This is a genomic window from Streptococcus australis (assembly GCF_047463015.1).
GTDB classification, from domain to species: Bacteria; Bacillota; Bacilli; order Lactobacillales; family Streptococcaceae; genus Streptococcus; species Streptococcus australis_F.
Window position 1 is genome coordinate 58,440 of the sequence record NZ_JASHER010000006.1, and the last position, 11,810, is coordinate 70,249.

3 protein-coding genes are annotated in these 11,810 nt (G+C 43.2%); all 3 read right to left on the reverse strand.

Features of this window, described 5'->3' with window-relative positions; genetic code table 11:
- Positions 1-99 precede the first annotated feature (99 nt).
- The 3 genes from QM873_RS06785 to QM873_RS06795 all read right to left on the reverse strand — a co-directional run bounded on the left by QM873_RS06785 (position 100) and on the right by QM873_RS06795 (position 11,746).
- Positions 100-5,433 (reverse strand): Cna B-type domain-containing protein, encoded by a 5,334-nt coding sequence (locus QM873_RS06785; RefSeq protein WP_414279039.1) that lies wholly within the window; start codon positions 5,431-5,433, stop codon positions 100-102.
- A 439-nt stretch (positions 5,434-5,872) separates the two neighbouring features.
- Complete coding sequence (locus tag QM873_RS06790; protein WP_414279040.1) at positions 5,873-8,335, reverse strand: GBS Bsp-like repeat-containing protein; 2,463 nt, start codon at positions 8,333-8,335, stop codon at positions 5,873-5,875.
- A 252-nt stretch (positions 8,336-8,587) separates the two neighbouring features.
- On the reverse strand, positions 8,588-11,746 hold the full coding sequence (locus tag QM873_RS06795; RefSeq protein WP_414279041.1) for a GBS Bsp-like repeat-containing protein: 3,159 nt from the start codon (positions 11,744-11,746) through the stop codon (positions 8,588-8,590).
- Positions 11,747-11,810: the final 64 nt, after the last annotated feature.

Here is an 11,810-nt window from a genome sequence, read left to right on the forward strand (position 1 = left end):
AAGAATTTTTTTGTATTTTTTTTCACACAGAAAAAAGAGGCCCCTAGGGGCCTCTTCTATTCTCTTGATTAGTTAGACAAGATTAATCAAACCATGCGCTTATTTTTTCTTCTTTTTAAGGAGATAAGCTGCACCGCTTGCGACTACAAAGGCTAATACCAAGCTAATCAAGGAGATAGTGGTACCAGTGCTTGGCAAGATACCAACCTTCTTACCTGGTTTCTTAGGTTCTGGTGTCACTGGCTCTGTTGGTTCATGTTTATTGGTCAGAACAACATTACCTTGACCGTCATCTGTTTTCGTCACTTGGTAACCGGTTGGAACATCGACTTCTTCCACCGTATAGGTGACAGCTTTGCCCTTGACATTCTTGTCTAGATCCGCAAATGTGTGAGTCCACTTGTTCTCAGCTGACAACTCAATGACGTCACCAGATTTCTTACCATCCGCATAAAGTTGCACTTTCACACTCTTCGGACGAAGGCCATCTTTGTCCTCTTGGTCATCCCACTGTTTGGTTACAGAGAGGGTTTTCTTACCTGGAGTGTGCGTATTGGTAATAGTATAGCTTTCTTGGTCAATGCTTGGTGAATAGTTATTAACCTCTTCTTCTTGAAGGGTGTAGACGATTTCCTTGCCATCCTTAAACTTAGGAAGGCCAGTAAAGGTTTCTTTCCAATCGGTCTCGCTTGTAATATCTTTGCGAGCCACTTCTCCACCATTGGCTAGAAGTTTCACAGTGATCTTAGTCGGACGAAGACCATCTTGGTTGTCATTGTCCACCCAGATCTTAGTGACTGGAATATCTACCGTACTTGGAGTGTGCGTATTGGTCAAGACGATATCGCCCTTCTCCTTGCTCTCTTCTGTTACGGCGTAACCTTCAGGGACATCCACTTCTTTCACAGAATAATGAATCTCTTGTCCGTTTGCTTTTTCAGCAAGTTTCTCAAAGGTATGAGTCCATTTATTGTCAGCAGACAAGACAACTTCCTTGCCTAGCTTTTGATCACCTGCATACAATTGGACGCGAATTTCTTTTGGACGAAGGCCATCTTGGTTATGAGCGTCATCCCATTTCTTAGTGACCTTGACCTGAGTGACAGCTGGTTCATGCTTATTGGTCAAGACAGGATGAGCTGGATCCTTGTCATCAATTGAAAGGGTGTAACCTTCTGGAACATTCTCTTCTTTCACAGTGTAGTGAATGGTCTTGCCGGCTGCTTTCTCATCAAGGTTTTCAAACGTTCCTTGCCATTGATTCGCTTCTGACAATTCAAGGGTCTGGTCTGTAGCGACTCCATCTTTATAAAGTTTGACCGTAATCGTCGCTGGACGAAGACCATCTTGGTTATTAGCATCTTCCCATTTCTTGGTTACTTGAACTTTCGTCTTAGAAGGAGTGTGCGTATTGCTAATCACTACTTGACCCGGGTTCGTAGCTTCTACAGTTTGAGTATAGCCTTCTGGCACCTCTGTTTCTTTCACGGTATACTGAACCGTTTGACCAGCTTTCTTCTCATCCAAGTCAGAGAAGGTGTAAGTCCAGTCGTTGTCTGCAGAAAGTTCTACTTCTTTACCTGATTTTTGGTCATTAGCATAGAGCTGAACCTTGATGCTCTTCGGACGAAGGCCATCTTGGTTTTCTGCATCAGCCCACTTCTTGGTTACTGTTACACTTGTCTTTCCTGGTTTGTAGGTGTTGGTGATGGTTGATCCTTCGATAGCAGTTGAGTAGTTGGCAACTGTATCTTCTGTTACCGTATAGACTAGTTTTTGACCATTCTTATAGACTGGCAAGTCAGTGAAGCTGTGGCTCCATGTATCTCCCTCACCAGACAGAGTAGCCGTTTGTACTTCCTCTCCGTTGGCTAGGAGATGGACCGTGATGGTTGATGGACGGAGACCGTCTTGGTTTTGAGCATCGTCCCAAACTTTTTTCACGCTTACTTCTGTAGTTTCAGGAGTACGCTTGTTTGTAATGGTTGCTTTTCCATCGACGAACTGAGCTTCTTGACTATCAGCTGTATAATGAGTCGGTACCTTGACTTCTTTTACAGTATAGGTAAGCACATTACCATCATTGTCTTTGTCTGGAAGAGCGCTGAAGGTTACTTTCCAGTCATTTCCTGCTGAAAGAGCTACTGGTTTACCTTCTGCTGTTCCATTCTTGTACAATTGGAATTCAATCTTTTCTGGACGAAGACCTTCGACGTTGTCTTGGTCATCCCAGACTTTGGAAGCTTCCAGATCGATATAATGGATATCTTGCTCATTGGCGATTACTTTTGGTGAAGCTTTTGAACCAGTCGCTTCGCCATCAATCGTGACATGGTAGAGCTGCTGATCTGCATCGTAAGTGACAACGACTGCGTGCTCTGTCTCATCCAACTTGTAGTTGTTTGGAGCTTTCGTCTCTTTAAGAGTGTAAGTTCCTTCTGTTAGGGTGGTAAAAGCAAGGTCGCCGTCCTTGTCAGAAACTTGAGTCGCAAGGACAGTACCAGTCGCATCTGACAAGCTGAACTCCGCACCAGCTAAGCCTTTGCTAGTATCATCCTTGTCTACTTTCTTCACATGGAAGCTCGCCGCAAAGATTTGAGACGTTACGGTGTTGGATTCTCGGTTTCCTTCATGGCCTTTAGCCTTGTAACCAAATTGGTTATGAGCTTGTACGACACCTGAACGGCCACCGTTGTCCTTGTTGTCTTCTGTACGGTCTAGCATCAATTGCTTAACTTGGTCTGTCAATTCACTTGGATTGACAACAGGTATAGCAATATCTACTTGACTACGAGCACCAATAGTGGTTCCTTCGTTAGCAACAACCTTAATACCTGTAACCTGACTGTAGTCTGTGATATCTGTTGTCCAAATATCTTTGTCTGCAGCTTGTGCCATGGTGCTAGCTGTAACTGTGGTATCTGTTGTGTAGTATGCTGTCCATCCTTCTGGAGCAGTGATAGGACCACGAAGACTAACGGTGTATTCTGTCTTACGGGCTGAAGCATCCAGTGTATTGACGTCCCCAACTTTAGGAAGAACATCATAGATAACTGTATTTTCAACAGGGTTATCTGTGTTGTTTTTAATGGTTAACTTGTAATTAAAGGTTTCCCCTGGTTTAAAGGTACGAGTTACTGTTGAAGCATCAGACAAGTCATCGTTCTTGGCGATGAACTTACGAGAATAAACCCCTTCAGCTGCGACAATGGTATAGTTGGATTCCGCATGAGGGATTTTGTCCGTTGTTGAACCGTTGTTATTTAAATCATAGCTATCAACTGCGACTCTATTCGGATTAGCAGTTTCTAAATCCCAGAGTCCTTCCCCTGCCAGATAGATATGGTTGGTAAAGGTTCCGCCATCGGCCTTTCCTTTCAGCTTGGTATAAATAAACGGCAAACGAACTTGACCACCAGTCTCTAGAGCACGTTTGATAAATTCCTTTTGATCCAAATGGATAATCAAGGCAGAACGTCCAGAGTTGTGGTAGTTTTCGATGACCTCATAGGATTTATACCAAGGGCTATAATAGCGACCGTTCTTATCAAAATATTGATCTAAGTTATTGAAGTCGATATCCAGCGTATTTGGATCAAAGAGGTCAATGACTCGCAAGTCTTTGTAGTCCTTACCTGGATCCAAACGCACATTCTCCGCAGATAGGGCAAAACGAATGGTTCTTCCATCTGTGAATTGGACATTGTTGTAATCTGTATTCTTGGTCAGATTAACATTTTCTGTCAATGGAAGAAGCTTGAACTGCCATTTAGCAGATTGGTCTCTGTCCGCCCCTGACTGGGTTTTGTAAGTAATCCGTCCAGTATTTTCATAGGCATTCTTAGCCTCATCGTTCTCATCAATATGAGTCTTTTCTGGATCCTTGAAGGCTGTATAGGTAGAAATATAAATCCCTTGACCAGATGGAAGTTCAAAGTCGTCCTTCATCTCCAGTCTCCAGCCGACAACAGTACCATATTTGGTCAAATCAGTGCTTCCAAATCCATCCTTGTCTGCCTCTGGTTGGATTTCTTTAGTCGAGCCATCTTCCATTGTAAGGATGATGCGTTTCACGTATTGATTGATCAGAGGTCCATTTCCATAGTTCCCAATCATCATACGAGCATATTCAATCTTAGTAAACTTCAAGCGAGAGTCTACTTGCTCATCATAAAAGACAACATTCTTTTGAGCAAATGGTGTAATGTTATTGTATTTCAAGAGCCACTTGTAGTTAGCCGCCTTGTAGTCTGTCGAATCGTAGACATTTCCATCTGCTTGCTTAGCAAAGGCTCCTTTACCTTCCAAGTCACGTGAAGTGAGTCGGAAGATGAGAGAATCTTCAGCCGTTACATCCGGTTCTCCCTCACCGCGTTCCGCAGGAATCCCAACGACAGTTGCAGTATTGGTCAAATCTTTTACTAAGACATCTTCTAAGGTTTGGTCTTTTTCCATGACCAAATCAGGGAATTTCAAGTATAAGAAACTCTTATCTTGGATTTTTTGCATCAAATCTGAGTGGTAACTTTGAACATTTTTATTTTCATCAGCTACAAAAGTTTTTGATACAGTTCCGTCTCCATTATCGACCCAACCTTCTGATTTTTCTGTATCTAGAACCGCTGTACGAGTTTTTCCATCTTTGTCCGTATAGGTTGGCAGCTTATCTGTGATTGTTGCAGATTCCAACTGACGATAGCTACCATTGTACTGTCCACGCATCCCATCTAACAAGAAGGCAAACGGAACGGAAGTAGCTTTTTCGATGTACTTTTTGCCATCTGCTCCAGTTACAATCCCTGGAGAGGCTTCCGCATAGTCTCTGGACATGGTCGCATCATAGTTCTGATTGACAAACTTGGTCAAGGTATAATCCTTGTATTGAGGTTTCCAAGTGATACTATTTAAAGCAGTCTCAGCACCGTTAATATTGAGCGTCCCTGTAATATCCATCGAGTAGTTAGTAGGAGGGAATCCCAACTTAAACTTGGCGATGAATGGTAGGGTCAAGACTTCAGATTTTTGGTAGTTCGTAAAATGTAAGCTTACATGGTAGTCATCTCCCACCTTTGTCACTGTTGGTGCATCATGTTGTGAGCTACTATTAAACTCAGGAACATTGACCTCATCCAAGTACTTCCCTGGAAGCACTAGATTGACAACCACGTCATCGAGATCTGTCGTCAGATTCTTAGGGGTAATCTGAATGTAGCCAGACATGGTATCAGATGTGGTGTAGGCCATGCCGCCAGGATGCTCTTGCTTATCTCCATACAAGAGGCTAACATCTAAGGCACCATTATCTCCGACTGCTAGCTCTTGCGCCAGGGCTGTTACAGCACCTTGACCCAATTGACCCAGCATCATCAAAATGGTGAAGAGAGCAAACCCTTTTTTCAAAAAGGTTTTCCATAAGGACGGTCTCTTTTTCATTCTTTCATCTCCTTTTATCATTTTGAACCCAAAAAGTTCCACACTACATTTTTATCATATATGAGTCAATTAAGCCAACGATTATACAAAAAGTGTCGCTAAATGAACAAATGATCAACCTAATGTTTTTGTTTTTTTAAGTTTTTTTGATTTTTTCATCAACCAGCCAATTTAGGTTAAGTCCTCCGAAAATATGATTGCAAAGATCTATTATACGGCTCTACCCACTGTTTTCATAGCTTTTTTATACCCTATTCAATTACATTTAAATAGTTGCATATATATATTTAGGGTGTTTCTGAGTTTTTAAAATTGATTCCTTGTCTAACGACTCCTCGTCCAATCATCAAAGGGAGGCAAAAAACCAACCCCTTTATAGAGCTGGTTGTCTTTCTATTCTAGAAATATCATTAGGCAAAAATGCTGAAAAATATGTATGTTATTTATAGCGCGGTGTCGCAAATCCGCGGATATTGCCATGTCCGATACGGTATACATTGCGTTTGACAGTTCCAACTGCACCGGAATTTCCTTCGATTGTATGAATCAGTCCATTTTCGACGCGTTCCACAATTCCAATATGGTCTGCCCAACCATCATTTGATTGATAATCTTGATCCCAGTTAAAGGTGATGATATCCCCTGCTTTTGGTGTAGAGGCACCATTTTCATTCCAAATGCCCAAGCGTTTGAAAATTTGGATGTGACGTTCAACTCCACATTCACGGCCAATCAAACCACTCAAGCCTTCCCGCTGAAAGACCGTTGTGACAAAGACGTCACACCAGTCATCAGTCATCTTCACCTCATAACCAACTGGAAGTGGTTTGATACTGTTGTAATCATTGACCAATTGTTGGTGAGCTGCACTTCCTGTGCGAGCACCGACTAAACTAGCTGCTGCCCGTAAGACACGGTCCCGTTGCCCATTCGTTACACGAGGACTAAAAGCGGTCTGATCTACTGTTGCACGGGGATGAAGGGCTGTTTGACCAAGGTTAAAGCCTTCAACGCCACCATCGACGTAGTCCACATAGACGTGAGTAGTATAGTTGCCTGATTGATACTGGTGATTGGCTACAGAGACTTGCACTTCTGTATGTGTACCAGAAGGTGCTGTTGAATACCAGAAAAGATTTTCTTGGTGAGTTTGAGACCAGGCTGCGACACGGATGTTCTTAATCCGACGTCCCTGAGGCGCTTGATCCACCGTTACCATATAGGTTCCAGCACCAGAATTGACATTTTTGATCCCTGTTTGTGTCTTGGTCTGGGCATTTCGGAACTCAACTTCTGTAGTCGTTGAACCGACACCCACACGAGAACCATCATTTTGAATATAGTAAAGGTGAATATGGTACTTACCAGTAGAGTTCTTGTGATCGCTCGCTTTGACTGATACCTTGTAGTCTCCATTTGATTGACGAGTCGCTTCATACCAGCGAATATCGTCTTGGCCATCCCTATCAGACCAAGTTGGGACTTGCACAGTCCGAACACCTTTAGGGCTGTAAACATCCTTGATAATGACATCAAAGGTACCTGTATCCTTGTTATTATTTTGGATTAAGAGACTAGCAGTTGGACGTGACTGATTTTTGAAATCAATAAAGGCCTTCTTGACAAACTTATTTTGACCTTTGGCATCCACATAGAAAACTTGCGCTTCATATTGGCCATCAGCGTTTTCGTGGTCACTAGCTTTGGCTGTTACAGTATATGAACCATCTGCTTGACGAGTTGGCGTGTACCAGATGATATCTTTCATCCCATTGGCATGAGACCAGAATGGAATCTTCACTTCCTTGTAGCCATCGAAACCTTGAAGGTTCTTAGCTGTAATAGTGAAAGTCCCGTCTTTTTCTGATTTTGTAATGGTCAGATCAGCAGATGGTTTAGAAGCTGTGTAATCGATAAAGGCTTTCTTGACAAACTTGTTTTGGCCTTTGGCATCCACATAGAAGACCTGCGCTTCGTATTTGCCATCAGCGTTTTCGTGGTCACTAGCTTTGGCTGTTACAGTATAAGAACCATCTGCTTGACGAGTTGGAGTGTACCAGATAATATCTTTCATCCCATTGGCATGAGACCAGAATGGAATCTTCACTTCCTTGTAGCCATCGAAGCCTTGGAGGTTCTTAGCCGTAATGGTGAAGGTGCCATCTGACTCTGATTTTGTAATGGTTAGATCAGCAGATGGTTTAGGAGCTGTGTAATCGATAAAGGCTTTCTTGACAAACTTGTTTTGACCTTTGGCATCTACATAGAAGACCTGCGCTTCGTATTTGCCATCAGAGTTTTCGTGATCGCTTGCTTTGGCTGTTACAGTATAAGAACCGTCTGCCTGGCGACTTGGAGTGTACCAGATGATGTCTTTCATCCCATTGGCATGAGACCAAAATGGAATCTTCACTTCTTTATAACCATCCAAGCCTTGGAGGTTCTTAGCTGTAATGGTGAAGGTACCTTCTGAATCTGATTTTTCAATATTCAAATCTGCAGAAACTGGAGATTCCTGTTGAGGAACACTCTCATTTCGTGTTTCTACCACTCGTGCGCGTGCGCCATATGGAGCGCGACTAGCTACCACAGCTGGTGCTGGTTGCTCTGATATAACCTTGTCGCTAGTGCCCTTGTCAAAAGACTGGTTATTACTAAGAGTCGGTGTGTCAGGTACTGCCTCTGTTGCAACGACATTCTCTGTCTGAATACCTTTCTCAACTCCCACTCCTTCGTTCACAGTATTCTGCGCTTCTGATGAAGTTGTTGTTTTCAAAACAACAGCTGAAGTATTTTCTGGTGTTTGATCGGACGCATGTTGCTCATCAGCTTTGACTTGTTGTGTCGAAAAAGCTAACAAAACGGCTGTCCCAGCATAAAAAATAAGATCTTTCTTTTTCATGTATCTTCCCTTACAATTTTTTTACGGATTGTACCCACGTAATAGTATTATAGCACAAACCACCGGATCAAGGAACCTCTATAAAAAGTATAAGTTGAAGTAGAAAAAAAAGTTCTTGGTTGATTCAGTAAGTCCCTATATTTTTAAATTAAAAACGAGCATCTCCGTCTATGAGAATACTCGTTTTTCCAAAACAAAATGGATTATACCTGATTGCCATTGAATAAAATTTACTTACTTTTTTAGAAGTAGCTAAGCAAAAACACTGAAAAATGGCGATCCTAATTTTGCATCAATTGGATCTGTACTTTTTACCGAGAAGATGTAATCAATAGAATGCCAACCGTTATTAGCAGGGTTGAATGGATCTCTTACATAAGTTTTCCCATTATCGTAGCCCTGCAAGACAATTTCATGCGTATAAGGAGCATTGATAAAGATGCTTTCCTCAACTGCAGCAAGAACGTGTTTTCCTGATACTAAGGTAGCTGCAATTGCATCTTTCCCTGTAAGCATTTGGCTCGTCAATCCCCAATGCTTAGTAGCAGCCACTAGTCCATCTGCATCAGTTCCAGCTACAGCAATTTTATTAAAGGAATTGGTATTGTAATACAGATAATCCGCTACTGTCGTGGGTAGCACTTCTCTTCCGAGAATATCCGTAAATGCCATAGCTAAAGAAGTTGGAACACACCCGGATTGGTCCATATTGCTCACACCATACCATTTTGCTCCCCAACGAGGGTCCCGTTGAGAATAATAGGTTGTTTGTGGATTTACCTTTTGATTTCGTGGAGACAAGGCTGTCTGACCGAGGTTAAAACCTTCAACTCCCCCATCTTTGTAATCTACATAGACGTGAGTGGTATAGTTGCCCGCTTCATTACCGTGATTATTGGCAGAGACAGTGATCTCTGTATGCATACCTGTCGGTGTTGCGGAATACCAGTAAAGATTTTCTTGGTGCGCTTTAGACCAAGCTGCGACACGAATATTCTTAATCTGACGTCCCTGAGGTGCTTGATCCACCGTTACCGTAAAGGTTCCAGCACCAGAATTGACATTCTTAATAGCAGCTTGCGTCTTGGTCTGGGCATTTCGGAACTCAACTTCTGTAGTCGTTGAACCGACACCCACACGAGAACCATCATTTTGAATATAGTAAAGGTGAATATGGTACTTACCAGTAGAGTTCTTGTGATCGCTCGCTTTGACAGATACCTTGTAGTCCCCATTCGCTTGGCGAGTCGCTTCATACCAGCGGATGTCGTCTTGTCCGTCCTTATCAGACCAACTAGGAACCTGAACGGTCTGCACCCCTTTGGGGCTGTAGACATCCTTGATGATGACATCAAAGGTACCTGTATCCTTGTTGTTGTTTTGGATCAAGAGAGTGCCGGTTGGACGAGATTGATTTTTGTAATCAATAAAGGCTTTCTTGACAAACTTGTTTTGGCCTTGAACGTCCACATAGAAGACCTGCGCTTCGTACTTGCCATCAGCGTTTTCGTGGTCACTAGCTTTGGCTGTTACAGTATATGAACCGTCTGCTTGACGAGTTGGAGTGTACCAGATGATATCTTTCATCCCATTGGCATGAGACCAGAATGGAATCTTCACTTCCTTGTAGCCATCGAAGCCTTGGAGGTTCTTAGCCGTAATGGTGAAGGTGCCATCTGACTCTGATTTTGTAATGGTTAGATCAGCAGATGGTTTAGGAGCTGTGTAATCGATAAAGGCTTTCTTGACAAACTTGTTTTGACCTTTGGCATCTACATAGAAGACCTGCGCTTCGTATTTGCCATCAGAGTTTTCGTGATCGCTTGCTTTGGCTGTTACAGTATAAGAACCGTCTGCTTGGCGAGTCGGAGTGTACCAGATAATGTCTTTCATCCCATTGGCATGAGACCAGAATGGAATCTTCACTTCCTTGTAGCCATCGAAACCTTGAAGATTTTTAGCAGTAATGGTGAAGGTGCCGTCTTTTTCTGATTTTGCAATAGTCAGATCCGCTGAAACCGGAGTCTGATTTTTCTTTCCAATGGCTACTGTCGTCGTTGTTCCACCCACACCCGTCATTTGTCCATTGTTCTGAACATAGTAAAGATGGATATTGTAAAGACCGGTTGAGTTTTTATGGTCCGCCGCTTTTACATTGACGGTATAGGTCCCATTTGCTTGACGATTGGCTGTATACCAAACAAGGTCATCTTGACCACCTGTTTCTGACCAGATCGGTACAGAAACGGTTCGAACTCCATTTGGTGCCTTGACATTTGAGATGACAACGTCAAAGCGACCCGTCATAGTATCGTTATTGACAATGTCAATCTTCCCACTTAAGCTGCCTTCTGTTGGATCCGCTGCAGGTTTTGCGTTCGCTGTAAAGCGACCGGTATAGTCCACACTGTGGTCAAAGAGGTGTTTTCCTGGAAGCAATTCCGCTTGAGAAGTGAACTGCCACGCGCCAGCTTTCCCATTGTAACGCAAGCTTTTCGCATCGTTTACAGACAGTTTTGGAGAAGGGTATTGGGCAACCCAGAAGTTTTGAAGGCCAAATTGAGAGGTGTTGACTGGACCTTTCTTGCGAAGATTGTTTTCATCCAACCAGCTAGCACTGGTGTAGAACATCAAATTGGTGTAGCCATTTTTACGCATTTCATCTGCCCAAGCTTGGGTGGTGCGGTTGATGTTTGGCTGCATCTTAGCATCCTCAAAGTCATTGACCATGAGGGTGTTCTTTGGAAGATTCAACCGTTGCGCCGCTGCAATATAAAACCGTGCTTCTGTACGCGCTGCTTCTTCAGAAGTATAGCGAGAGAAGTGGTAGGTCGATACTTGCAGACCTGCTGCTTGCGCATTGCGAATTTGGTTCTCCGCATTCGGGTTCTTGTACCAAGTGTCTTCTGTCAATTTAACAACAACACCGCCCACGCCCTTATTAGCTAGGGTACGATAGTCACCAATACTAATCTCTCCGTTGTGGCTACTCACATCAACGAATGATTTTGGCTGAACCGCTACATCTGTTGAGCGACCAGCTGGAGCGTGAGTGCCTGTGTTAAAGAAGGTCGTGCTTCCTGTATCAGATGGAAGAGGAGTTTCTTCTTTCTCAGTAGTCGATGCTTCTACCGCTTTCTCTACAGATGGGGTTCCACTTTCTGAAGCCGCGACCTTGCTCGCAGGTGCTACAGGCTGTTCGGTCACATTTGCTGGTGCAGCATAGTTACTTGCGATTGGTGCTACCGACTTTTCAGCAACGGCTACTTCTGGCGCTTTTTCAGCTTGGACTTGGTTGCCTTCAGTAGTAGTGGCCTCGTTTGAAACCAGCTCATCTGCACTGACTCCCTGAGCAGATACAGCCATCAAGACTGCCGCTCCGGCATAAAAAATAAGATCTTTCTTTTTCATATAAACTTCCCTTTATACAAATTTTATACGTTAATCATTTTACCACACGGTTTCAGCGATGAAA